The sequence below is a fragment of the Mediterraneibacter sp. ICN-202921 genome (genome assembly GCF_037890075.1).
GTDB classification, from domain to species: Bacteria; Bacillota; Clostridia; order Lachnospirales; family Lachnospiraceae; genus Mediterraneibacter; species Mediterraneibacter massiliensis.
Genome location: NZ_JBBKBE010000002.1, coordinates 23,849 through 48,065, shown reverse-complemented (window position 1 = coordinate 48,065; position 24,217 = coordinate 23,849). Strand labels below are relative to the sequence as shown.

The window sequence follows — 24,217 nt, the reverse complement described above, 5'->3', positions numbered from 1 at the left end:
TGCAAGTTTCTCAGACGTCCTCCTGCCTGTCTTTCTTCTCTATTCTGTTTTTCTCCTCTAATGTTTTTTTCCTTTTTATTCTTCATCCGACAACATACTTCTCCGTTTTTCTTTTTATTCTATCACACTCCCTTTCAAAAGTCACACAAAGACACAAACCGATCCTTTTCCATTACCGGCAGACAGTAAAATCTGCTGCCCCTCTCCATATCCTTGTTATCTTAATCTCTCTACCAACGGTTGTTTTTGAAATTTTCTAACCATGTATTCTGTCACCAGGATCGGAACCAGCAGTATAAATGCCGCATACCCCAGAAAATACCAAACAGGGAAGACAAAATGCATATAATCCGCCCCAAAATACCGAAGGATCTGTATCATTGCATATCCTGCCGCAGTACCGAATATAAGAGATATGACAAGGTTGCCTGCCGCCAGTATGAATCCTTCTATACGCAGCATTTTGCAAAGCTGCCTTTTCGTCATCCCAACAGACTGGAGCATTGCGAATTCATGGCTTCTCGTCAGTATATTCGTGATCAGTGTATTCAAAAGATTGATCAGCGCAAAACCGATGATAAAGATACTTAGTCCTAACATCACCGAGAATAGGATTGTAAACTGGGATTTTGCCATCTGCCGCTGTTCTTCCAACGTTCCCAATGATAAATGAGGATATTGCCCGATCAGGCTTTTTAGTTCCTTCCCGACCTGCGCCTCTTTTTCTGTATCGGTCTGAACTACCAGCTTATCCGTCAAATGGATTCCGTTTGCCATAGCAGCCAATGTCGGTTCTGGGATCAGAAATGTGGTGAATGTATCTCCCAGTTCTTTATCAAAATCATTAGCGTCTATGATCCCCATGACGGTAAATGTCTTCTCCTGTTCCTTCGCCCCATCATACCAGCGCAGCTTCACCGGATCCCCGACCTGGAATTCCCAGCCGTATGCCTCCTCCCAGGCGCCGCCCCGGGTAAATAAAACTCCATCCTCCTGAACCATTTCTTCATAAGAGAACTCCCCTGTATGTCTTTGCTCTTTTAATTTTTCTGTCCGTTCTTTATCCAGAGGTCTTGCGGTGTCGTCCCGGCTTTCCTCATCTCCGTGTGCTTCCCAGGATATTTCCATTGACTGTACCGTATGAACTTTCTCCACACCGTCTATTCCCTCTATTTTCTGCATGATCGTTTCATCCAAAGGATGCTCCTTTTGCAGCTGCATCTCTCCATATTCTGTGGTTTCCGCCACATTATACGAATACCCTATCAGGAATTCTCCATATTTATATTCTCCTTGTCTGGCATATCCCTCCAAATTAGTAGACGTTACGTAAAATGCCGCCAGCATATACAATACTCCGCCGATTCCCAGAGAAAGTGTGGTAAGCACTGTCTTTTTCTTATTTCTGGCATTATTCATAACAGCAAGACTTTCCGGAGTGATCTTTCTGACTGGTTTTTTTGTCTGCCTCTGTGTCCTTTTCTCTTTTTTATGTTCTTCTTCATATCCCGAATATTTTGCCGCTTCCACCGGAGAAATAGAGGCCGCCTTTTTCGCAGGTTTCTGCACGGAAACCAGTACGGCCGCGATATCCGCCAGTGTTACGATCCCTGCAACGACCAACGTATGCACCATATCCCAGCCGCCCGGACGGATAAAATAACTGACCGTGCCTCCGACAAGCAGACCTGTCGGGATTCCAACGGCGCTTAAAAGCAGCCCTTCAATACGTACCATCCTGCGTATCTGCTTCTTTGTCATGCCGATCGTCCGAAGCTGTCCAAACTGGCGTATCCGCCCTACGACGGAAAGATAAAATACACTGTAGATGACAAGTACGCTCACAAAAAGTATGCCGATACCGACGCAGATCACCAACATCGTCTCCTGGAAAGCCATGTCTCCGCCCGGAAGTGCATTTAGGAAATAGTTGTTGATGTTCATCTCTTTCCTGTCCACACCACAATCATCCCCAAAACTATAGACCAGTTCTTCAAAATCCGGCTGCGTCATCTCCTCCGCTTTCGCAAAACAGACGATCCCTTCCCAGGGGACGTCCTTTAACTGACTGCCTTCTCTGGCATACCGTTCGGAAAACAGCACTGTATACAGTGGCTGATGTTCCGCTGTATGATAAATACCGGAGATCGTATATGTCTCTGTTGTGCCGTCCAGCCATGTAAAGGAGACCGTTTCCCCCGGTTCTGCCTGGATATCTGCCAGCTTGCAGTAGGCGTCTGAAAGCATGACTTCATCTGCTTTTTCTGGTATTTTTCCCACTGACGGTGTCACAGTATCTATTTCTACGCCTTCGCTTTTCAAAGGATCCGCCCCATATGCCGCCGGCCGTACCATATGCCCGCCGATCTCCACCGACTGTCCTTCTTTCATTGCCAGCACATAGCTGCTCCGATCGTCTTCTGCCATCTGCATAAGCCGTTCTTCGTCCAGCTCATAATACACTGCATGCTGCATATTAGCAACAATTCGTTGCGTCTCTGTGTTCAGTCCTACATAAAACAGTGCCATAACCATCAAAAGACTGACCGACAGCGCGATCGTCAAAATGACGAAAACGTCTTTCATCTTGCTGCTCTTTACACTGCGCACGGCGAGAGAGCGCACCGTCCCCCGGTTATTATTGGAGGATATGCCTTTATCTCGTCTCATTGTGTCCACCTGCTTTCCGTGATTTTTCCATCCTCGATACGGATGATCCGGTCAGCCGTCTGCGCGATCTCTTCATTGTGCGTGATCATCACGACTGTCTGGTGAAACTGGCGGCTGGATGCTTTGATCAGCCCGATCACATCCTGACTGGTCTTAGAATCCAGATTGCCAGTAGGCTCATCTGCCAACACGATCGCCGGTTTAGATGCCAGGGCTCGCGCAATCGCCACTCTCTGCTGCTGTCCCCCTGAGAGTTTTCCCGGCAGCTCTGTCAGTTTCTCCTGCAGCCCTAACAGACTGATGATCTTCTTCAGATACAGTTCATCTGGCTTTCCTCCATCTAAGGATACCGGAAGGATGATATTCTCATACACATTTAAGATCGGGACCAGATTATAATTCTGGAAGACAAACCCGATACGGCGTCTTCTAAATATGGTCAGCTTCTCCTCGTCCATGCCGGAAAGTTTCTTCCCCGCTATTATGACTTCTCCGGCAGTCGGTACGTCTAAGCCTCCCATCATATTGAGCAGCGTTGACTTGCCGCTGCCGCTTGTACCGACGACGGCAACAAATTCCCCTTCCTCTACTTCCAGTGATACGCCGTCCAGAGCCCGCACGACATTAGGCGACGTCCCGTAATATTTTTTCAGATTTTCTGTAACAAGTATACACATTTTCCCGTCTCTCCTTTACTTTTGCTTGTATAAAAGGATAGCAGGCAAATGTTTCAAAAACCTCTCAAAAAGAAAAAATACATCTAAAAATTCTCAGTCAACATTCAAAAGGTACACAGAAACACTCGTTCCAATGCCTCTTTTTGACTGTATTTTCAAATAGCCGTTTTCTTTTTCTACGATCTCTCTTGTCAGATACAGACCGATCCCCAGCCCTTCTGTGCGTGCCGCCTGCTCTTCCCGGTAGAAGCGTTTGCACACGTCGTTTATATGTTCCGGTGCGATCCCCATACCCTCATCTTGTATTTGGATCCTCGTATATATTTCCATAGGATCAGACTGGATACGGATCGTACTGCCCGGAGCCGAGTATTTCACCGCATTGTCCAGCACATTAAAGAGCGCTTCCAACGTCCATTTTTCATCACAGCGCAGACTCTTTTCCCCGGTACCGCTGATTTCTACCTTTATCTGCTTTTTCTCTGCCCGCACCGCAATGCTTTCCTTAGCGTCTTCCAGAAGCTGTGTAAGCGATACGGTATCTGTATGCAGACAGATTATATTCTGTTCCATCCTGGACATCTGTATCAGCGACTGCACAAGAAATTCCAGCTTTCCCACTTGATGTTTCAGAACCTTCAGGCAGGTGTCCCGTTCTTCCGGCGGTAATTTTGGATTGACCGCTGTATCGCAGTACATCACGATATTTGCGATCGGCGTCTTGAGCTGATGAGAAATATCCGATACAATCCCCTGCACTTCCTGCTTCTGCCGCTCGCTCTCCCTTGCATGGAATTCCGTGATCTCCTGTAGGCGCAGCAGCTGCATCTGTATCTTGGACAGCAGTTCATCCGACTCCGTATCAAAGGCTTCTCCCGCACTCCCTTTCAGTATCTGCTCTATGCTTTCGCAGACTTCTTCCGTAAAGCGGATATACTTACGCCGCATATGCAGCCACACTGCTCCCACAAGCAAAAACAGCAGGACTGCGCTTCCTGCTGTGATCCAAATACAGCTCATCTTCTTCTCCTTTCTGACCACTGATATCCGGTTCCATAGATCGTCTGGATATACTGGTATTCTTCATCTGCGATCTTTGACCGGAGCCTGCTGACAAAAATCGTCAGCGTATGTTCATCCACAAAATCCCTTTCCTTGTCCCACAATTCTTCTAACAGAACGCCGCGGGTAAGGACGATGTCCGGATTCTCCAGAAATTTTCTCAAGAGCTTGAATTCTGTCGGCGTCAGGATCAATTCTTCTCCCTTTTTCCATACTTTATATGCCTTAAGATCCACCTCCAAATTACCCGCTTTCTTTCTGCTCTCCTGCCTTTTTCCGGCAGTATATCGGTTCAGGACCGCGCGTATCCGCTGTATCAGGATCTGCACATGGAATGGTTTTGTCACATAATCGTCCGCCCCGTTTTCAAATCCCGTCATCATGTCCGTATCCATATCCTTTGCCGTCAGAAAGATGATCGGTATGTCCTGCTGCTTTCGGATCCTTCCCGCAAAAGAAAAACCGTCTCCATCCGGCAGATTGACATCCAAAAGAAGCAGATCCCATTCTTCTTCCAGCAGCCGTTTCTCTCCTTCTTTCAGAGTACTTGCCGTCTCTGCGCCAAAACCGGCGAGAGAAAGATTTAATCTGACTCCCTGCGCCAGTATTTCATCATCCTCGATCAGTAAGATTCTTTCTGGTTCCATATTTTTGCTCCTTATTCTTGCACTTTTTTACTGTTCTTGCTACACTGACTCCTGTAGGAGGCGAGCGTATGAAACATCCATTTGACTATGAGATCATATACAGTAACAGAAAGACCACGGCGATCCAGATCACTCCCATGGGAAAAGTATGCGTACGGGCTCCCCGCCGCTGTCCCCGCTCTCTGATCGATACGTTTCTTTCTGAAAAGGAAAGCTGGATCTTAAAGCATCTGTCACAGATACAAAAACACGCCGCCGATACAGTCCCCCATCCTCCGCTTTCCCAGGAGGAACGGGCACGGTATATCCAGACAGCGCGCGATATTTTCACTGTAAAAACTGCTTATTACGCAAACTTAATGCAGGTTACGTATCACCGGATCTCCGTCCGGGAACAAAAGACCCGCTGGGGAAGCTGCAGCAGCGCCGGAAATCTGAATTTCAACTGGCGCCTGCTCTTTGCCCCGGAAGAAGTCCTGGATTATGTGGTCGTGCACGAACTCGCCCATCGGATAGAGATGAACCATTCCAAGGCATTCTATCAGATCGTAGCCCAGGTACTCCCGAACTATCAGGCAAGCCGCAAGTGGCTGCGTGACAATGGAGCCTCTCTGTGGGACGCTGTCTGATCTCCTTCCACATTTCCACTGCTTTTGTCTGTCCTGCCGCCCTACTCGGTTATCTGCCATTTCTTCAGAGTCTGATATACAGAAGAGACCGGCAGTCCGACCACATTATAGTAGTCCCCCTCGATCCGTTCTATGAAGGCGGCAAACCTGCCCTGGATCCCATAGGCGCCCGCCTTGTCCATAGGTTCTCCGGACGCGATATACGCCCGTATCTCTTTTTCCGTCATGGCATGTACATACACCTTTGTCCTGACCGCTTTCTTTACACACTCTCTTTTTCCTCTTGTAAAATACAAAGCTGCTGTACCTGTATAGACCGCATGTTCTCTTCCCTGGAGCCCCTGCAGCATAGAAAAAGCCTCCGCTTCTCCTCTCGGCTTCCCCAAGATCTTCCCATCCTGTACCACGATCGTATCCGCTCCGAGGATGACTTTGCCCTCCCGTTCTTCTTCGGTCAGTTTCTCCGCCACATACTCCGCCTTTAAAAGCGCCAGCTCCTGAACGATTTCTTCCGGCTCTGTACCATGGCAGACTTCTTCCTGCTCGCTGACCATCACGTCAAAATCGATCCCTATCTGGGTAAGTAATTCTCTGCGCCTGGGCGACGCAGAAGCAAGGATCACTCGTTTCATCTGTTCTTCTCCCTTCTTTTCTTCCTCTCACCGATCCCAAAATGTATCATGATCACAGTTACTGCCAATAAAGGCACGCTTAAGATCATCAGGATCCCGGTCGTCCACTCCGGCAAAAAGGCATTTTCTAGATCTACCACCACGGTTCCAAACAGATTATACAAAAAATGCATAAAAATCGGAACAAGCAGACTGTCATATCGCCATGCAAGATATCCCAACAGGAACCCTAACAGCGCCGCATAAACGCCCTGTATCAGATTCTGGTGGAAAATACCAAACAAAACAGCCTGCAGCAGATTCGCGAGCACAAAACATGCTCCCGCCCGCCGCAGATACCGCATGATCAGACCTCGGAATATGATCTCCTCTGTCAACGGCGGCAGGAGCAGCGTACTTACTGCCCACAAAAACGAATATTGCGTTATCCCTGCGCCTTCGACCATGGAATTGTATTCCTGCAGCGTCTCCGGACTGACAAGCTGAAAAAACACAAAAACCAGAGAGGTCGCATGCTGCATCGCCACGGTTAAGAGAATCGTCCAGCCAAAACATGCTCCCGACAGCCTCTTTGTATTCTCCTTCCAATACGTACCCACCCCTTCTCTATATATAATGGCAAAATAAAACCATATAGAAAACAAAAGCAGAACGGGCAGATATATCATAATAGAATAAAAATTCATATGCTCCTCAAGGAACAGATAGACCGCCTCTGTTCCCTGCTCTCCCCCGATGAGCGCTCCTTCCAGCATCGCAGCCACCGACCAGAAAATCCCCAGTCCGTTCATCAGCCCCATCAAGGCGATAAACACCAAGGCCGCATACAGATAGTTCCTCTTTTTTTTCATATATTTGTCCTCCTTTGCAGGTCGTGCCTTACAGGCAGGCGGGCTTCGCCCGACAAGGTATACCCTTTAGGGCATCCCGTAATCCATGCCTTACAGGCAGGCGGGCTTCGCCCGACAAGGTATAGGTTTATCTTATGTATCTTTCCTACTTTTGTCAATCTGTGTCTTTACGTTCTCTTTCTTTTCTTCTATGATAAAAAAGAGAGGAAATATTTCTAAATTTTCTTCTAAGTCTTACCACAAAAGAAAGGATTTTTTATGTTGAAAATCATTGTATCCCCGGCAAAAAAAATGCGGATCTGTGAGGAATATCCCTGTGGATTGACAGAACCTGTATTTCTCAGCAAGACCAAGCAATTACTGGAATTTTTAAAGAAGCAATCCATTACGGAACTGCAGGCGCTCTGGCAGTGCAGCGACAAGCTTGCCCAGGCAAACTTCCAGCGCCTCCATACCTACCATTTATCTCAGCAGACGACGCCTGCTCTGCTCGCCTACGAAGGCATTCAATACCAGTATCTTTCTCCTTCTATTTTTTCCGATACGCAGTGGGAATATGTAAACCAACATCTGCGGATCCTCTCCGGCTTCTATGGGATCTTGCGCCCCACAGACGGCGTCATTCCATATCGTCTGGAAATGCAGGCAAAGCTAAAAACAGACACCTTTCAGGGGCTCTATGATTTCTGGGGAGATCTGCTTTGTGAGGAACTGACAGGGGAAGACACTGACGAGCTTATCAACCTAGCTTCCACTGAATACAGCAAGGCAGTCCTTCCCTATCTGCCGGCGCATATCCGCTGCGTGACCTGTATTTTCGGAGAACTGCTGAACGGCAAAGTAAAAGTTAAAGCCACACAGGCGAAAATGGCGCGCGGAGAAATGGTGCGCTGGATGGCGGAAAAACAGATAAAAACAGCCGCAGAACTTACCGCTTTTTCCTCCCTTTCTTATCGTTATCATCCTGACCTATCCGATACAAATGAATTGGTATTTATAAAAGAAAGCGCACATAAGGGGACTGACACACTATGAAAAAGTGGTACGCAGCCTATCGGCATCAATTTTAATTTTCATTGTTTTCCGAAAATCGGCAAAATCCGTCCATTTTTCGGCTTTACATTTCTCTGTGGTTTTTTGTGGTTTTTATTTCTTTATTATGTGGTTTTATACCAGTTTCTTCAAACTTTATATTGCTATTCCCTTGTGGTTATTGTATAATACCAATATAAATATCGTTTATAAGGAGAACATGCCAAATGAAGCGTTCGAAACGAATCGAAGCATTGGACAAACGTCCGGTAAATCTGGACGGCTACATCAACGAATGGCCGGAAATGGGCTTTGTCGCTATGAAAAGTCCCTATGATCCAAAGCCGTCTGTCAAGGTAGAAAATGGAAAGATCACCGAACTGGATGGAAAGAAACGGGCAGATTTTGACTTTATTGACCAGTTTATCGCTGATTATGCGATCGACCTAGACCGTGCCGAGACTTCCATGTCTGTCTCTTCTCTTGCTATTGCCAGGATGATCGTAGATATTCATGTTTCACGAAAAGAAATCTTGGATTTAATCTCCGGCATCACGCCCGCGAAAATGGCAGAGGTGATGAACCATCTAAATGTCGTGGAACTGATGATGGGAATGCAGAAAATACGGGCAAGAAAAACACCGGGGAACCAGGCGCACATCACCAATCTGAAGGACGATCCGGTACAGATAGCCGCAGACGCCGCAGAAGGCGCTCTTAGAGGCTTTGCCGAGGAAGAGACGACCATGGGTGTTGCACGGTACGCGCCTCTGAGTTCTATCGCTCTGTTGATCGGCTCTCAGGCAGGACGTCCCGGCGTGCTGACGCAGTGTTCCGCAGAAGAAGCGACGGAACTGGAATTAGGGATCCGCGGACTGACAACCTATGCAGAGACACTCTCTGTATATGGTACGGAGAAAGTCTTTATTGACGGAGATGACACGCCGTATTCCAAGGCATTTTTAAATTCTGCCTACGCTTCCAGGGGATTGAAGGTACGTTTTACTTCCGGCTCCGGCTCTGAAGTATTGATGGGAAGCAGTGAGAAGAAATCCATGCTGTATCTGGAATGTCGGTGTCTTTACGCTACGAAAGGCGCCGGAAGCCAGGGGATCCAGAACGGAAGCGTAAGCTGTATCGGTGTCACAGGCTCTGTTCCTTCCGGTATCCGGGAGGTACTTGCGGAAAATCTTGTGGCAGCGCTGCTCGGACTGGAATGTGCTTCTTCCAATGACCAAAGCTTTTCTAATTCAGATATGCGCAGGACCGCGCGTACCATGCTGCAGTTTTTACCGGGAACAGACTTTATCTTCTCCGGTTATGCCGCAGAACCCAATTACGATAATATGTTCGCCGGTTCCAATTTTGACGCGGAAGATTTTGATGATTACAATGTACTGCAAAGAGATATGCAGGTAGACGGAGGTCTCCGTCCCGTCACGGAGAAAGAAGTCATCCATGTCAGGAACCGAGCCGCCAAGGCAGTACAGGCAGTTTTCCAGAACCTGGGGCTCTCTCCTGTCACAAACGAACAGGTCGAGGCCGTCACCTATGCCCACGGAAGCAAGGATACGCCTGCCCGAGATGTCACCGCTGATCTGATGGCGGCAGAAGACGTATTAAAAAGAGGACTTACCGGTATCGATGTGGTACGTGCTCTGGCAGAAACCGGATTTGAAGATATTGCCTCCAGCGTACTCAACATGCTCAAACAGCGTGTAGCAGGAGATTATATGCAGACAGCCGCTATACTGGACGAGCAGTTCCATGTGCTCTCTGGCGTCAATACGCCGAACGACTACATGGGACCGGGCACAGGATATCGTGTCGAAGGAAAACGCTGGGAGGAGATCAAGAAGATCCCTCACATCATCAATCCTAAAGATATATAGGAGGACAGGAAATCATGCAGATCAATGAAGATTTAATCAAACAAATCACAACCGCCGTCCTGACACAGATGGGACAGACTGCTTCTTCCACAGATGCCTCCTCCCCGGATGCTTCTTTGTCTGAAGAGAATATTTCCCTGGCAGGAAAAGAGCGTATCAATGAAGAAAAAACTTCTTACCGAGCGTATCCGCGCGCTGTCAAAGGCACGGACCCCAAGGAAGTCGTGATCGGCGTCGGCGCCGCTTTCCAAAAGGAGATCACGAAAACAATCAGCGGGATCCCGCTGGACGAGGTACTCAGGAATGTAAAAGCAGGGATCGAAGAAGAAGGAATGCTGCCACGAGTCGTCAAGATCCTGGATACGTCCGATGTCTGTTTCATGGCATTGGAAGCGGCAAAACTCTCTGGTTCCGGCATCGGTATAGGTATTCAGTCCAAAGGGACGACTGTCATCCACCAGAAGGATCTGTACCCACTCTCGAACCTGGAGTTATTCCCCCAGGCTCCTCTCATGACGTTGGAAACTTACCGCCAGATCGGAAAAAACGCGGCAAAATATGTCAAAGGGGAACAGGTGGTGCCTATCCCCTGTACAAACGACCCTATGTCCAGACCAAAATATCAGGTCAAAGCGGCGATCATGCATATCGCGGAGACAGAACAGCTGGACCCGGAAACCGGAATCATTGAATGGGAGGGAAAATAAATGCAGTACCCTTTAGGCGAACTGGAAAAGGAACGTATCACTTCTAAAACAGGAAAAAAACTCACGGACATCACACTGGATGAGGTCATGAAAAACCATATCTCGCCGGATGACATCAAAATATCAAAAGAAATACTCCGCGCACAGGGGCAGGTAGCAAAAGAAAACGGCAACGCCCCTATGGAAAAGAATTTCGAGCGCGCCGCAGAACTGGTAGATGTTCCAGATGATGTAATCCTGAAAATGTATGACAAACTACGCCCGAACCGTTCTACAAAGTTAGAATTGGTAATGATGGCACAAGAACTGTTAGAAAAATACAACGCAAAAAACTGTGCAAAGCTTGTGATGGAAGCTGCAGAAGTGTATGAAAAGAGAGGTATTTTACTTTGAAATATATCGCAGGAGTTGATATTGGAAATTCCACAACAGAAGTCTGCGTGGGAGAAGCTGCCGAAAACGGAGCACTTATCTTCCGTGCCAGTTCTTCATGCCCTACTACGGGCACGAAAGGTACCCTGGAAAATGTACACGGCATAAAGACTGCGCTCTCTCGCGCAATGGAAAAGATCGGAGAAGGGATCTCCAGCCTGCGCTGTATCCGTTTGAATGAGGCGGCCCCTGTCATCGGGGACACCGCTATGGAGACGCTGACAGAGACGATCATCACCGATTCTTCCATGATCGGACACAATCCCTCCACTCCTGCCGGCGCCGGCCAGGCGACAGGCGAGATCCTGCTGTATGACAATCTGGTCCGCGCTGTCAAAGACACGCCTTATATCATCGCTGTATCCCGGGAGCATCCTTATGAGGAAATCGCCGCACAGATCAATCTTTTGGCGCAGCAGCTTAAGATCACAGGCCTCATCCTGCAGGCAGATGAGGCGGTTCTTGTCTATAACCGCCTCCGCAAAAAGATCCCAATCATCGATGAAGTCCTGCATATCGATAAGCTGCCGGACGGGGTACCTGCCGCAATAGAAGTCGCACTTCCCGGGCAGACTATCCGCATGCTCTCCAATCCGTATGGAATTGCCACACTTCTCGATCTAAACGCAGAAGAAACACGTACTGTCACCCCGATTGCCAAGAGTCTGATCGGAAAACGCAGTGCCGTCGTCTTAAAGACACCCGGCGGAAATGTGCATGAAAACGTGCTTCCCGCCGGAGAAATCTACTTAAACGGCAGCCAGACGATCTCCATCAATCTGGATGAAGGCGCAGACCAAATCATGAAAGCCGTATCTGATGCCGGCAGTATATACGACATCAGCGGACAGCCTGACACAAACGTCGGCAATATGTTCACCCGTATCAAACAAGGTATGCATGCTTTGGATCCTGCCGCCTCGGCAGATATACGCATTACCGATATCCTGGCTGTAGATACACTGGCTCCTGTACTTATTTCCGGCGCTCTCGCCGGGGAGACCTGTCTGGAAAAAGCCGTAGGGATCGCAGCCATGGTCAAGACACAGAAGCTCCCTATGCAGGAGATCGCAGCTCGTCTGAAAGCAGACTTAGGCACAGAGGTCACTATCGCCGGAGTCGAGGCTGTCATGGCAAGTCTGGGCGCCCTGACCACACCGGGCACACAGCTTCCTCTTGCCATCCTGGATATGGGAGGCGGCTCTACCGACGCCGCTGTTATTTCCGAAAACGGGCAGGTAACGATGACACACCAGGCCGGCGCCGGAGAATTAGTCTCCATGCTCATTGAAACAGAACTGGGACTCGGAGACAGGCGGATTGCAGAGCAGATAAAGAAATATCCGCTTGCTAAAGTGGAAAGCCTGTTCCATATGCGTATGGAAAATGGACAGATGACCTTTGTCGAAGAATCTATCGATCCACGCTTTTTCGGCAGGGTGATCCTTCTGACTGAACATGGATATGTCCGCATAGAGCAGGATATACCGATGGAGAAGATCGTCCAGGTACGCCGGGACGCAAAGCGAAAAGTCTTTGCCGCAAATGCCTTCCGGGCGCTTAGGCAAGTCGCTCCGGGACACAACTTAAAGAATATTTCCAATGTCGTATTGGTAGGAGGTTCAGCACAAGATTTTGAGATACCGGAAATGCTGATGGAAGAATTGGCAGAATACCGTATCGTATGCGGACGCGGCAATATACGCGGCACAGAAGGTCCACGCAACGCAGTTGCCACCGGACTGGTTCTCTCCTATGTTGGTGAACCCTCTGCCTAGGAGAAACAAAGTGTCTTTCACACTTTCCTCTATCTCCATAAAAGAAAAGGAACAAACAGATGATTATAAAAAAGCCCTCTATTTTTATTTATACACATGAGGCAGATTCTGCCGTACTGCGAAACGTATGTGCCGGGATCGAGGAAGAAGGTGTCTTCTATGAGACAACAGAATTTCCCGATACCTGCATGGAAAAGCTTGCCTATAAGGCGGCAAGAGATTCTATGCTTGGTTCGGGCATCGGCATCTTCGGTACCGCCGTATGCTTAAAAATGCGGGGACTGGAAAAGGGACGCAACATAGAAAGTTATCTTCATCCCACCTGGGAAGAAGCCCGCAATATCGGTTCAAATAGCGCGCGCGCAGTCAAAAAGCTGCCGTTTCGATAGGAAAATAAGGAGGACGATCCTATGAACATATACACAAAACAGGGAGACCGCGGAAAGACTTCTCTGATGAATGGAATCACGGTTTCTAAATCTGACGATCGTATCGAACTGCTCGGTACGATCGACGAGTTAAGCAGTCATCTGGGACTTGCAAAAGTGCTCTGTGACGAACCTTTACACAGCCAGATCTCACAGATACAAAAAAATCTGATCCAGATCATGGCCAAGATCGCCGACCCACGCAATCTGGACTATAATCTGGATCCTAAGGAAACTGCTATATTGGAGGAGTCGATCGACCAAATGGAAGCGTCCTTTCCTCGTGCCAAGGAATTTGTTTTATACGGCGGCTGTGAACAGTCTGCCCGTCTGGATGTGGCACGCGCCGTTGCCCGGAGAGCCGAACGGCGTTTCCGTAAAGTGGAACAGAATTACGGCTGTGACGCAAAGGCCATGCAGTATATAAATCGGCTTTCTGATTTTCTGTATATAGCGGCACGTTTTGTTGACTATCAGGCAATGCATACACAGGAAGGAATGATCAAAGAAACTGTCGTACAAAATCTATTGAAAAATAAATAGACTCTGCTACACGATCGTTCCGCTGTTTACAATTGGCTGCGCATCTTTATTTCCGCACAATACAACCAAAAGGTTGCTTACCATCGCAGCTTTTCTATCTTCATCCAGTTGGACGATTTCCTGCTCGTTTAATCTGGCAAGCGCCATTTCTACCATTCCTACGGCGCCTTCTACAATCTTCTGCCGCGCGTCGATGATCGCTGCCGCCTGCTGTCTCTGCAGCATTGCAGAAGCGATCTCCGGCGCGTAAGCAAGATGTGTGATCCTTACTTCTAGAATCTGTATTCCCGCATTTTCCGTTTTTTCCTGCAGTTCCCGGCTCATGATTTCGGCAATCTCCTGGCTGCTTCCCCTCAGCGATTTTTCATCCCCTTTCGCACTCGTATCATAAGGATACTTACGGGCGGTATTTCGTATGATCGCATCACATTGAATAGATAAATAGTTCTTATAATTCTCTACATTGATCACCGCCTTGGTCGGGTCACTCACCTTCCATATTACGACTGCGCCGATTTCCACCGGATTGCCAAGCTCATCATTGACCTTTTGTTTCTCATTATTGAGTGTCATTGTACGCAATGATACTTTTTTATTTGCCATACTCACAGAAGCAGACCGTGCCGAGCCGTTTGCCGTCACAACAGGCGCTGCCGGGCGTACTGTGGGGTTGAGCGCTGTGCAAAATGGATTGACCCAGAAAAACCCTGCTTCTTTTATCGTTCCATAATATGTTCCAAATAATGCAAACACATACGCCTCGTTTGGATTCAACACCTTCAGTCCACATAAACCTATGATAGAGATCAACAGCAATGCAATCCCCAGCATAAGTACCGTTCCCATAATTCCTCCATTCACCTTTTCATATGAATAAAGGAGAGGTCCTGCGATCATAAGACCAATACTTATTATCATCCCCAGGATCCATAATAACAACATGCCATATCCATTTTTTGCCTTTACTGCTTTTTCCTTTCCTACTTGCTTTTCTTCTCCGTTCATCCGATAACCTCCTTCGCTTTCTCTATGATCTCTTTCGGAAAATCTGCAAACTCCAACAATTTTATCGCATTTTGTGAAACAGACGGGCCTTTCTGTATCTTATAACTAAAATAAATGTCCTCATCTCCGATTTCTTCACTGAAATGGTAATTCTCATACTCGTCTGCCAACAGTTCCGTCAGTTCTCTGTCATGGGTTGCCACAAATGCGATACAATTTTTATCATACAGATATTTCAGTATCGCCATAGAGGCTCGTATCCGCTCTCCTGTATTCGTTCCACGCAATATCTCATCGACTACACAGAGCGTCGTTTTTTCCTCCGACAGACTGTCCAGGATCCGTTTTAGATATTTGATCTCTCTAATAAAATAGCTCTCCCCGGCAAACAGATCGTCTTTTACCGACATGGAAGTGATCACCTGGCATTTCGGCAGTTTCATCTCCCTGGCCGTACATGTGTGTATAGACTGTGCCAGGATCGCGCAAACCGCTACTGCCTTTATAAAAGTAGATTTCCCAGACGCATTGGAACCGGTAATAATGCAGCCCCTCTCCAGGAACAGCGAATTTTCCACCGGCTGTTCTAAAAGCGGATGATAGATTTCCTTCATATCGATGATTTTCTTATCTTGAAACTCCGGTATGCAGTACCAAGGCACACTTTCTCTGAAAGACGCAATACTGACAGCCATATCCAGTTCTCCGATGGAACGATATACGATCATATAGTCTTCTATATCTTTACATAGTTTTTTAATAACCTTATTGTATGTAACAATCTGCCACATCGTCACACCCAGAATATAATCCAGCAGTATACCGAAAACATCTCCTGAAAATCCCCCGTTTTTTTGCGACTGCAGCAAGGTAACACTGCGTGTCACATTTTGTAATGCCCGCAGACTCTTCTTTAACTCCGGATATAGATCAGCTACCACTTCCTTCTTCACAAGCTGTCTTCCATGTCTGAGCATATCCACCGCCGTTCCAACCATCTGCAGTTCGACCTCATACCGCATTTTCAAAACAGCGTACAAGACCAGATTCACTCCAAATACTGTACACAGCAATGTGCTTGTCACGGTCCCCGGGATGATAAAGAAGAAGATAAGCGCCGCAAAGAATAAAATTTGCAGTGTCTGATAGAGCCACGTATGTTTCATCCGATATTCTTCCAACGCGTCCATGTAGGATGGGATAAAATACGAACCTCTGTATTTTCCGATCTTCATCAGTTCCCTTTCGATGTCCAGACGGTCTTCTTCCTTTTCTGCTGCCTTGATCTTCCGTTCCAACTGTCTGTATTCTGTATCAGAAAGCTGCCCTTTACGGAGCTGGGCATATAAAAGTTCTTCCCCCGCAGATGTGTCACACTGATTGATCCGGCAGAAAACAGCATCCATAGACAAGTCATTCCAGGTAATATCATCCACGCCCGGCGTATCCACAAATGTCTCGTAATAATTTCTTATGTTTTCATTAAATTCTATGTCCGGTGGAACTGTCCCGAACTTCTCTTCAAGATATATTTTCTGCTTTTTTCGCACTGCTCGCCTGTTCAGCAAAGAAATTGACAGCGCAAACAGAAATATACCCGCCGCAGTCAAAATACCAACCAATATTACGCCTCCCTTTTGTATTATCATGTTAATACAATAGTACTGGCATGATCAATTGTCAATAGAAAAAATATTTTTTCTGTCTTCGGCACTTTTTCTATACTCTTGACATACTGCTGCCCAACTGCTATATATAACATAAAGATGAAAAAAAGAATTCTGCACTACAAAATTCTGCACTTTTGACTATCAATACACGAGGTATGACAAATGACGAAAAAAAGAGCTTCCACACTCAAAAAAACACGAAAAGCACTGTTTCTTTTTTTAATTCTTTTGGCGATTTACATAAGTGCCATTGTGATTCCTTATATTCCACATAAAAAAGTCTCTGAAAATTTTAAAAAACAATTTCAACCGGATTCTTGTTATGGAGATTCCCCCGGAAACGAACGGATTGCCTATATTACAGACAACATGGAGGCGCTTCTTTTTCGTCTGAAGCTTATAGAGAGCGCAGAAGAAGAGATCATCCTCTCTACTTTTGACTTTAATGCAGATGAAAGTGGAAAAGATATGATGGCCGCCCTGTTACATGCAGCGGACAGAGGCGTGCACGTCCGGATTGTGGTAGATGGGATCAGTGGATTTCTGGATATTAAAGGCGATCCCTTTTTTCAGGCTTTCGTTTCCCATGAGAATATCCAGCTGAAGATCTATAATCCTGTCAATTTATTAAAACCATGGAAACTACAGGCCCGGCTCCACGACAAATACCTGCTCATAGACGATTCCATGTATATGTTAGGCGGGCGTAATACGACAAACCTATTTTTAGGAGAGTATTCTTCTCACCAAAATATAGACAAAGAATTATTTGTCTATGAAACTGCCGAAGCTTCCGGCACGTCATTAGCACAACTGCGGGAGTATTTTGAAACGATATGGGCATTGCCTGACAGCAAAGACTTCCTTTGTAAAAAGGAAACCCAAAAGATACAGGACTGCCGGGACACTCTGAAAAACCGCTATACTACTCTGCGTTCCGATTATCCAAAAGCCTGGGAAGAATGGGACTGGAATTCCTGTACAATGTCTGCCAATAAGATCACACTTCTTTCCAATCCTGTAGAAGCCCAAAATAAAGAACCTCATGTATGGTATTGTATCACACAGCTCTTATATACCGGGCAGGATGCATTGATCTATACACCTTACATCATCTGTGGAAAGGAAATGTATCAGGATCTTACTTCCGCCCGCCAGTCGTTGTCCAGTCTGGATATCATCACCAATGATGTCTCCAGCGGAGCGAATCCCTGGGGATGTACAGACTATCTCAATCAGAAAAAACGTATCTGGGATACGAATGTACGCGTGTATGAATATCTGGGACCGCACTCCAACCATACAAAAGCAATCCTGATCGACGACCGCATGAGTATCATCGGTTCTTTTAATATGGATATGCGCAGCGCCTATCTGGATACAGAATTAATGCTCGCGGTGGACTCGCCGGAATTAAATCAAATCATGCAGAAGATGGCGGTCACAGACAAAACCTACAGCCGCTATATGGATGCAGACAGCGGTAACTATCAATATGGAGAAAACTACGTTCCAAAAGAAATGTCCTTTGGGAAAAAAATCTTTTATGCGCTGCTACGTATCATAACCTTACCGCTTCGCAGATTTTTATAATCTTTTCCACTTTTTATTATAGAAAGTATGAGCCTGCAGCACAAAAACTTCTATAAAAAATCTGAGTGCCAACAAAATCGGCACTCAGATAAAATCATATATTGTATTAGAAAAAATAGGGTATACTCGTTCAAACATGCCACAGTACATACGCATGCCATGTACTATATTCTATGCTTTTTTTCTGGCATACAGGATTGCCGATCCAATACCTACACTCAGCACCATAGCCGCCAGAAGTCCATATGTACTACTGTCATCTTGCGTCTGCGGACTCACTTTTTCTCTGTCGTTCTTTTTCTTCTTTCCGCCTTCATCTGAACTTTCTTCCTTGGGAATCTCCTGATTCTCAAAAGAAGCATACGCTGTATCTCCATCCGGTATGACTCCCGCGTCCCCCGTCTTTGTTACAAGATACTCTTTACTTTCTTCTTCCTCCACCGTATAAGAAATTCCGGCGGGAAGACCGGAAGCCGTCTTGCTCTCGCTGTGTTTTAACGTAAAGCGGGCTATCCCTTCTATGAATTCCATATCCCCATATGCTCCTGCTATCGTTGTATCAGACAGCGTAACGGTAAAAGGAAATGCGCGATCTTTATCTGCGCCTGCCACAGTCTTTGAGACAATAAGATTACCGGATGGCTTTACTCGATTTTTAATCGTAAGTGCCATCCTTTTATTTTTCTCATCTCTTGATACATCTGTGTATTCTACCAGATATTCATCTCCTTCTTCTATTGCTGTGATTATCATCCCTTCGCTCAATGAATCTGGATTAGGCAGCTGTGTAAAAGAAGCTTTCCATCCATTCTCCTGATTCAGTGTCACCGTATCCAGAGTATACTCCCCGATCTTCAGGCGTACAGTTACTTCTTTTTTCTGCTCTTCTGGAATTCCATCTGCCCATTCTTTATATATATCCAGATTCCATTCATCCTGCGGTATTCCGATGATAACAGCTCCATTAGATCCCACACCGCCTCCCCGCGGCGCCATGTTTCCTGTTACAAACAGCTGTGCTTCCTTCCGCGCCAGCTGTGCTGCTTCCTCGGATACAACAGATTTAAGGGCGATTCCTTCTTTATTATTCTTAATCTCTGTGATCCTTTCGCCAGGATCATGCGCATCATATCTGGCAGAATCATCCGGCAGTCCTAATACATTGTTCCACTCAAGCGTTGTGGTATACGAACCGCCGTCCTTATACCACGAAACTTCTCCACCGCCCAGCATACGGTCTGCCAGCGTCACAAAATGATTCTTATTCTCCTGAGGTACTGCTACGAAATCATCCCCTGCAGCTTCCGTTTTTAAACCTGACTCTGCCTTTGCCTCATTTCCAAATACTGCTCCGCCATTTGTCACAGTATTCTGGGCATCTCCCGTCGGACAGAACCACAAGCCGCCTCCTAGAATTGTTGCCGTATTTTCTGTGATCAGCGTATCATACATATATAATCTATATGGAACAGCGCCTACATACACACCGCCCCCTTGTCTATTTGCAGTATTGTTTGTGATGTATCCCGCGTGCAGCATTACGCTGTCAGAGCCAACATAGATTCCTCCTCCACATCCTCCATCATTTACTCCGTTTCCAATTGCCATATTGCCATCAATTTTCCCGCCATTCATGATAAATTCTGCCGGAAAAAATTGTTTCCATCTATCTATATCATACACCCCGCTGCCGCCTGCAGAATAATATAAATCATATGTCGCGATACCTCCGCCCGTCCGCGCCTTATTATTCGTAATCTCTCCATCTTCCATAGTAAAAGAGGCCGGACCGATCACCGCAACTCCACCGCCATATGCCTGTGCTGTATTTTCCGTAATTTTCCCGCCATCCATCTTCATAACAGCCAGGGAAGTAAAATCCGGATATGCCGATTCTCCCAAAAACACACCGCCATAATACCCGTGATTGCCTCTGATCTCCCCTCCGCTCATCTGAAAACGGGAATTGCCTTTAGCTTCCACAAACACAGCCGCATTGTTAATCTGCCCTTCAGGACATGTATCATTGTCCATAATATATCCGCCCTCCATTACAAACGCGGCTCCTGCAGAAACTCTCACAATACCGCCAAACTGTTGGGCATATACATTTTCTTTCACCACGCCGCCCTTCATATTAAAATCGGCATTCTTTCCTGCTATAACAATGGTCCCTGTCCAGCTATCATTACAATAATTGTTTTGCAGCGTACCGCCTTCCATAACCAATTGTCCGTTACACGTGATCATCTGCCCCGTATCCTTAGAATGATAATGGGTAAAATTCTCTCCATCCATGATCAGTAATTCATCCTGCCCCGGAATACTTGTCTTTAAAGTCAATTTTCCGCCTTCTTTAATTTCAAACATGCGTTTTGCGTCAGGCACTCCGGAAATCGTCCTAGCCGTCCCATCATCGACGATCGTAATATCCTGTCCGTCCTGAATAATGATCGGTTCCTCCATGACAATATCATTTCCAAGTGTCACTACTATCGACCCGCCCGCCCCTTCGACAACCTGTTTTAATTCTTCGAAAGAACTGACACCCATGCTCGTCCTTGTATTATCCGGTTCCTGCGCACATACTGATATGCCAAAAACAAAAAGAAAGCTGCTCAAGACGAGCCCGCTCCACAAATTTTTCCACATTGCCTTCATACTTTTCCCCCTTAATCAGCTAATTGCATTATATTATATTGAAATATTTCATTCTGAACCAACAATTACAAGCAAAAAATACCAAAAAGGTCAATATATACAATTTTTTTAATACTATATACAATTTTTTAATATATTGTTATTAAGCATAAAGACATGCAGGCAAATTAAACTTTTCCCGTTTAACAATGCTTTTCTGCTCCGGCTATCCAAGAATTTCAGCCGCAGGGAACACAAAGCAAGTTGGAAGAATTTTTTTAGAACAGTCCGTACTAGTTCCTTGATAACCAAAAATTACTTTACTTCTATCTCAAACTGATACGTACTAAGATCTGCTTTAAGCACCGCCTCTGCCTCTTCACTTCTTCTCGTGATGAACAGCTTATCTCCTTCGCTCTCACAGATACACTCTCCGTCAAATGCCGGACATGTATTCCTAAATATCATCAGATCCCGTAGTTTTTCTACAACCGGACGTTTTAGATTTTCTTCTACTTCTTCTGGTGTATAATAATGCCGATTGATATTACGTCCTTCCTTTGTACTCTCCAAAAGCTCCAGATCATTTTCTCCAGCGAGCATACCTACATAATATACCTGCGGAATGCCCGGCGCAAAAAACTGGATCGCCCTTGCCAGCAGGTAGGCGTCATCATTATTGCCAAGAGCAGAATAATAGCTGCAATTAATCTGATAAATATCCAGATTATTATATTCCTCACTGCTGTATTTTTTCTTGACATTCGCCCCTTTTGCATAGAGCAGCTCTTTTGTTTCTTCTATCTCTTCAGGGGAAAGCAGATCTACCACATCCACCACGCCAATCCCGTCATGGGTATCCAGTGTCGTCATCTGCTTTCTAGGACAGATCGTAAGCCAGTGCTTTAACCGATCTCCCCTATGCGTATAAAGCGCATGTAATACCAGCATAGGAAGTGCAAAATCATAGACCCAGAATCCTTTTTGCGCAATTTTAAGCTGGATAGAATAATGCTCATGGATCTCCGGCAGGATATCTACCTCATACTGCTTTGCCATATCTTCAATCTCATATAGCAACTCCCACATCTTGGGCTCTACAAAAAAGCAGCTCGTATCCGGTTCCTTCACCGCATAGGCAAATGCATCCAGCCGGATGACACCTGCTCCGTGTTCACACATAGAGCGGATCGTCTGTTGTATGAATTCTTTCACATGCGGACTATTCACATCCAGATCGATCTGTTCTTCCCCAAATGTGCACCAGATCTTCTCTGTTGATCCGTCTGCAAAAGTCAAATTAACATAAGGCGCTTTCGGTTTTCTTTTATATATTTTATCTACTTGTTCCTGCGTAGGTTCACCATTCTCCCAAAAATCTTTATAACGGATAAAAAAATCTTTATACGCCGAATTTTCCTTTTTTTCTTTAAAATCCAGATAATACGGCGAATGGGCAGAAATATGGTTTACCATAAAATCATACATCAACTCATATTTCTTTCCCAATCTTTGAAGATCTGCAAAGTCTCCAAACTTCTCGTCCACCTTATCGTATCTTTCCGGCGCAAAACCTCTATCCGCTGAAGAAGGAAAGAAAGGAAGGATATGGATACTTCCTATGGCACCCTTATAATGTTTATCTAGGATTTCCTCCATCTCCTTGAAGTTCTTTCCCAAACTGTCCCCATAAGTAATCAACATAATCTGGTTTTTCATATAGCTTCCTCCTTTTAGGAAATCGTTTTCCTATTTTTTATTTTAAAAGAGCTGAAGTCACATCCAGCTCTTATTTTTACTATTTTAATACCTTCACAGTCCCTCTGCGTATGATCTTATGCGGGATGTAATGGGTAGAAGCCTTTGGCTTACTGCCGCTCATATATTTTAACAATTCTTCTGCCGCAGCTTCCCCTTCCTTAAAATACGGTATCCGCACTGTGGAAAGTTCCGGTCTGAAATACGTAGCAAAATCCAGATCATCAAAGCCGATCACCGAGATCTCCTCCGGCACCTGCACACCTTGCCCGTTTAAAAACTGTATGGCTCCTATGGCGATCAGATCGCTCCCTGTGACGACTGCCGTCGGCAGGACACTATTTTCTTCATATATGCGTTTCATCCCTTCGTATCCGCCCTGAAAAGAAAACTGTACTTGCTCTATATAGGAAGAAGGAACCGAAATCTTCAGTTCCCGCAGCGCTTTTCTATATCCTTTCAAGCGTTTCTGTCCGGAAGAGAAATCGTACTCCGGACCGCCCAGATACGCGATCCTCTCATGTCCATTTTCATGCAGAAACAAAACCACATCATAGATGGCCTGAATATTGTCATGTGTCACTGTATCGATGACTTCGCCCTGCACAGATGATTCCTGAGTCACAAGTACGACCGGATACGCTTTCTTCTGCATCGTTTCTATCAATTTCTGATTGACATTTACGCCCGCAAAGAGTACGCCGTCGATCTGCCGTTCCTCCAGTATATGTAAAAGACTCAATTCTCTCTCTAATTCCCCGCCCGATTCGCATACCATAATAGTATATCCCTTGCGGGAACAGACACTGTTTATCCCTTTTGTCAGCGCTCCGAAAACCGCATTTGAAATATCCGGCACGATCACACCTACGATATTTGTCTTCTTTGTGATCAAGCCCTGTGCCAGCGTGTTTGGCGCAAAATGATTTTTCTCTATGACCTGATATACTCTTTCCCGTAATTTAGGACTCACTGGCTTTGTATTATTTATGACCCGTGAAACAGTGGAAATAGAAACCCCTGCCTCCTTTGCGATATCTGCGATCGTAACCCCCATATACATTCTCCTTCTGCAAATAGGAAAACGTTTTCCTATTTCTCTAGATTATAACACTGTATTTTATCTTCTGCAACGCATTTTCCACTCTCGAATCTTTTTTGTAGATTCCCATAATTCTGTGCTTCTATTTTTGTGCAGAATCGCAATAAATCAAGGTTCTTCTATCGGTTTTATGAATTGTTCCTTTGTTTTTTCCACATCCGGCTGTGTATACCCTATTTCCATGGTCAGACATTTTTTGGGGCACATATTGACACAGTTTTCACACTGCACACAGTCAAAACGGCTAATTTCCCATGTTCCTGCCTTGCGGTCTACCCGGATAGCCTGCGAAGGGCATGCCCGCATGCACAGTCCACATGTGATACAGTTCTGCATGTCTATCTCCACATGACCACGCATACGCTCCGGATATTGAGCCGGCTCAAAAGGATATTTTGTCGTTGCCGGCTTTCTAAACAGGTTTTTGAGTACTGTCCCCACAAATGCAAAAGCTTTTACCTTTTCCATA

The 24,217-nt window shown here is 46.0% G+C and carries 21 protein-coding genes; 9 read left to right on the top strand and 12 right to left on the bottom strand.

What is annotated here, in order from left to right; genetic code table 11:
* Window positions 1–216: 216 nt before the first annotated feature.
* The 4 genes from WKT01_RS02245 to WKT01_RS02230 form a co-directional block, all read right to left on the bottom strand.
* On the bottom strand, window positions 217–2,670 hold the full coding sequence (locus tag WKT01_RS02245; protein ID WP_117973799.1) for an ABC transporter permease: 2,454 nt from the start codon (window positions 2,668–2,670) through the stop codon (window positions 217–219).
* A complete protein-coding gene (locus tag WKT01_RS02240; protein ID WP_059067600.1) occupies window positions 2,667–3,347 on the bottom strand; it encodes an ABC transporter ATP-binding protein in 681 nt (226 codons plus the stop codon). The genes WKT01_RS02245 and WKT01_RS02240 overlap by 4 nt, the downstream gene beginning before the upstream one ends.
* A 93-nt stretch (window positions 3,348–3,440) precedes the next feature.
* Window positions 3,441–4,367, bottom strand: coding sequence for a sensor histidine kinase (locus WKT01_RS02235; protein ID WP_117973798.1), 927 nt, complete (start codon window positions 4,365–4,367; stop codon window positions 3,441–3,443).
* Window positions 4,364–5,056: a response regulator transcription factor gene (locus tag WKT01_RS02230; RefSeq protein WP_340311384.1), complete on the bottom strand. Its 693-nt coding sequence runs from the start codon at window positions 5,054–5,056 to the stop codon at window positions 4,364–4,366. The genes WKT01_RS02235 and WKT01_RS02230 overlap by 4 nt, the downstream gene beginning before the upstream one ends.
* A 68-nt stretch (window positions 5,057–5,124) precedes the next feature.
* On the opposite strand from WKT01_RS02230, the gene WKT01_RS02225 reads away from it, so the two are divergent.
* Complete coding sequence (locus WKT01_RS02225; protein ID WP_340311383.1) at window positions 5,125–5,685, top strand: M48 family metallopeptidase; 561 nt, start codon at window positions 5,125–5,127, stop codon at window positions 5,683–5,685.
* Window positions 5,686–5,726: 41 nt separating this feature from the next.
* Here WKT01_RS02225 and WKT01_RS02220 read toward each other — a convergent pair whose 3' ends face one another.
* Both WKT01_RS02220 and WKT01_RS02215 read right to left on the bottom strand, forming a co-directional pair.
* Window positions 5,727–6,317, bottom strand: coding sequence for a Maf family protein (locus WKT01_RS02220; protein ID WP_340311382.1), 591 nt, complete (start codon window positions 6,315–6,317; stop codon window positions 5,727–5,729).
* On the bottom strand, window positions 6,314–7,168 hold the full coding sequence (locus tag WKT01_RS02215) for a CPBP family intramembrane glutamic endopeptidase (RefSeq protein ID WP_117973792.1): 855 nt from the start codon (window positions 7,166–7,168) through the stop codon (window positions 6,314–6,316). The genes WKT01_RS02220 and WKT01_RS02215 overlap by 4 nt, the downstream gene beginning before the upstream one ends.
* A gap of 258 nt (window positions 7,169–7,426) precedes the next feature.
* Here WKT01_RS02215 and yaaA point away from each other — a divergent pair, with 258 nt between their 5' ends.
* The 7 genes from yaaA (at window position 7,427) to WKT01_RS02180 (ending at window position 13,980) form a co-directional block, all read left to right on the top strand.
* Complete coding sequence (gene yaaA, locus WKT01_RS02210) at window positions 7,427–8,203, top strand: peroxide stress protein YaaA (protein WP_340311381.1); 777 nt, start codon at window positions 7,427–7,429, stop codon at window positions 8,201–8,203.
* 224 nt (window positions 8,204–8,427) lie between these two features.
* A complete protein-coding gene (locus WKT01_RS02205; protein ID WP_059067586.1) occupies window positions 8,428–10,092 on the top strand; it encodes a propanediol/glycerol family dehydratase large subunit in 1,665 nt (554 codons plus the stop codon).
* 14 nt (window positions 10,093–10,106) lie between these two features.
* The gene (locus WKT01_RS02200; RefSeq protein WP_059067584.1) at window positions 10,107–10,799 is read left to right on the top strand and encodes a propanediol/glycerol family dehydratase medium subunit; all 693 of its coding nucleotides are present in this window, start codon (window positions 10,107–10,109) and stop codon (window positions 10,797–10,799) included.
* Complete coding sequence (locus WKT01_RS02195) at window positions 10,800–11,192, top strand: diol dehydratase small subunit (RefSeq protein ID WP_059067583.1); 393 nt, start codon at window positions 10,800–10,802, stop codon at window positions 11,190–11,192. It abuts the gene before it with no gap.
* Window positions 11,189–13,009 carry a diol dehydratase reactivase subunit alpha gene (locus WKT01_RS02190; protein WP_340311380.1) on the top strand — a complete coding sequence of 607 codons (1,821 nt, stop codon included), beginning with the start codon at window positions 11,189–11,191 and terminating at the stop codon, window positions 13,007–13,009. Before WKT01_RS02195 ends, WKT01_RS02190 begins: the two co-directional genes overlap by 4 nt.
* Before the next feature lie 59 nt (window positions 13,010–13,068).
* A complete protein-coding gene (locus WKT01_RS02185; RefSeq protein WP_117973785.1) occupies window positions 13,069–13,398 on the top strand; it encodes a glycerol dehydratase reactivase beta/small subunit family protein in 330 nt (109 codons plus the stop codon).
* A 21-nt stretch (window positions 13,399–13,419) separates the two neighbouring features.
* Entirely contained in the window at window positions 13,420–13,980 is a 561-nt protein-coding gene (locus tag WKT01_RS02180) for a cob(I)yrinic acid a,c-diamide adenosyltransferase (protein WP_340311379.1), read from the top strand.
* Between the two features lie 6 nt (window positions 13,981–13,986).
* On the opposite strand, the gene WKT01_RS02175 is transcribed toward WKT01_RS02180, so the two are convergent.
* Together WKT01_RS02175 and WKT01_RS02170 are read right to left on the bottom strand one after the other, a co-directional pair.
* Window positions 13,987–14,985 (bottom strand): SPFH domain-containing protein, encoded by a 999-nt coding sequence (locus WKT01_RS02175; protein WP_059067575.1) that lies wholly within the window; start codon window positions 14,983–14,985, stop codon window positions 13,987–13,989.
* Window positions 14,982–16,607: a MutS-related protein gene (locus WKT01_RS02170; RefSeq protein WP_340311378.1), complete on the bottom strand. Its 1,626-nt coding sequence runs from the start codon at window positions 16,605–16,607 to the stop codon at window positions 14,982–14,984. The genes WKT01_RS02175 and WKT01_RS02170 overlap by 4 nt, the downstream gene beginning before the upstream one ends.
* A 210-nt stretch (window positions 16,608–16,817) precedes the next feature.
* On the opposite strand from WKT01_RS02170, the gene WKT01_RS02165 reads away from it, so the two are divergent.
* Window positions 16,818–18,248: a phospholipase D-like domain-containing protein gene (locus WKT01_RS02165; protein ID WP_117973779.1), complete on the top strand. Its 1,431-nt coding sequence runs from the start codon at window positions 16,818–16,820 to the stop codon at window positions 18,246–18,248.
* Window positions 18,249–18,419: 171 nt separating this feature from the next.
* Here WKT01_RS02165 and WKT01_RS02160 read toward each other — a convergent pair whose 3' ends face one another.
* The 4 genes from WKT01_RS02160 to WKT01_RS02145 all read right to left on the bottom strand — a co-directional run bounded on the left by WKT01_RS02160 (window position 18,420) and on the right by WKT01_RS02145 (window position 24,216).
* Window positions 18,420–20,909: a DUF7601 domain-containing protein gene (locus WKT01_RS02160; protein ID WP_340311377.1), complete on the bottom strand. Its 2,490-nt coding sequence runs from the start codon at window positions 20,907–20,909 to the stop codon at window positions 18,420–18,422.
* Window positions 20,910–21,203: 294 nt separating this feature from the next.
* Entirely contained in the window at window positions 21,204–22,607 is a 1,404-nt protein-coding gene (gene gtfA / locus WKT01_RS02155; RefSeq protein ID WP_117973775.1) for a sucrose phosphorylase, read from the bottom strand.
* Between the two features lie 79 nt (window positions 22,608–22,686).
* Window positions 22,687–23,703 carry a LacI family DNA-binding transcriptional regulator gene (locus WKT01_RS02150; protein ID WP_270395404.1) on the bottom strand — a complete coding sequence of 339 codons (1,017 nt, stop codon included), beginning with the start codon at window positions 23,701–23,703 and terminating at the stop codon, window positions 22,687–22,689.
* A 153-nt stretch (window positions 23,704–23,856) separates the two neighbouring features.
* Window positions 23,857–24,216 carry a 4Fe-4S dicluster domain-containing protein gene (locus WKT01_RS02145; RefSeq protein ID WP_059067564.1) on the bottom strand — a complete coding sequence of 120 codons (360 nt, stop codon included), beginning with the start codon at window positions 24,214–24,216 and terminating at the stop codon, window positions 23,857–23,859.
* Between the last annotated feature and the right edge of the window lies 1 nt (window position 24,217).

Coding starts and splice junctions, on each gene's coding strand:
- WKT01_RS02245 (WP_117973799.1), bottom strand. CDS start 2,670: ATGAGACGAGATAAAGGCATATCCTCCAATAATAACCGGGGGACGGTG.
- WKT01_RS02240 (WP_059067600.1), bottom strand. CDS start 3,347: ATGTGTATACTTGTTACAGAAAATCTGAAAAAATATTACGGGACGTCG.
- WKT01_RS02235 (WP_117973798.1), bottom strand. CDS start 4,367: ATGAGCTGTATTTGGATCACAGCAGGAAGCGCAGTCCTGCTGTTTTTG.
- WKT01_RS02230 (WP_340311384.1), bottom strand. CDS start 5,056: ATGGAACCAGAAAGAATCTTACTGATCGAGGATGATGAAATACTGGCG.
- WKT01_RS02225 (WP_340311383.1), top strand. CDS start 5,125: ATGAAACATCCATTTGACTATGAGATCATATACAGTAACAGAAAGACC.
- WKT01_RS02220 (WP_340311382.1), bottom strand. CDS start 6,317: ATGAAACGAGTGATCCTTGCTTCTGCGTCGCCCAGGCGCAGAGAATTA.
- WKT01_RS02215 (WP_117973792.1), bottom strand. CDS start 7,168: ATGAAAAAAAAGAGGAACTATCTGTATGCGGCCTTGGTGTTTATCGCC.
- yaaA (WP_340311381.1), top strand. CDS start 7,427: ATGTTGAAAATCATTGTATCCCCGGCAAAAAAAATGCGGATCTGTGAG.
- WKT01_RS02205 (WP_059067586.1), top strand. CDS start 8,428: ATGAAGCGTTCGAAACGAATCGAAGCATTGGACAAACGTCCGGTAAAT.
- WKT01_RS02200 (WP_059067584.1), top strand. CDS start 10,107: ATGCAGATCAATGAAGATTTAATCAAACAAATCACAACCGCCGTCCTG.
- WKT01_RS02195 (WP_059067583.1), top strand. CDS start 10,800: ATGCAGTACCCTTTAGGCGAACTGGAAAAGGAACGTATCACTTCTAAA.
- WKT01_RS02185 (WP_117973785.1), top strand. CDS start 13,069: ATGATTATAAAAAAGCCCTCTATTTTTATTTATACACATGAGGCAGAT.
- WKT01_RS02180 (WP_340311379.1), top strand. CDS start 13,420: ATGAACATATACACAAAACAGGGAGACCGCGGAAAGACTTCTCTGATG.
- WKT01_RS02175 (WP_059067575.1), bottom strand. CDS start 14,985: ATGAACGGAGAAGAAAAGCAAGTAGGAAAGGAAAAAGCAGTAAAGGCA.
- WKT01_RS02165 (WP_117973779.1), top strand. CDS start 16,818: ATGACGAAAAAAAGAGCTTCCACACTCAAAAAAACACGAAAAGCACTG.
- WKT01_RS02160 (WP_340311377.1), bottom strand. CDS start 20,909: ATGAAGGCAATGTGGAAAAATTTGTGGAGCGGGCTCGTCTTGAGCAGC.
- gtfA (WP_117973775.1), bottom strand. CDS start 22,607: ATGAAAAACCAGATTATGTTGATTACTTATGGGGACAGTTTGGGAAAG.
- WKT01_RS02150 (WP_270395404.1), bottom strand. CDS start 23,703: ATGGGGGTTACGATCGCAGATATCGCAAAGGAGGCAGGGGTTTCTATT.
- WKT01_RS02145 (WP_059067564.1), bottom strand. CDS start 24,216: ATGGAAAAGGTAAAAGCTTTTGCATTTGTGGGGACAGTACTCAAAAAC.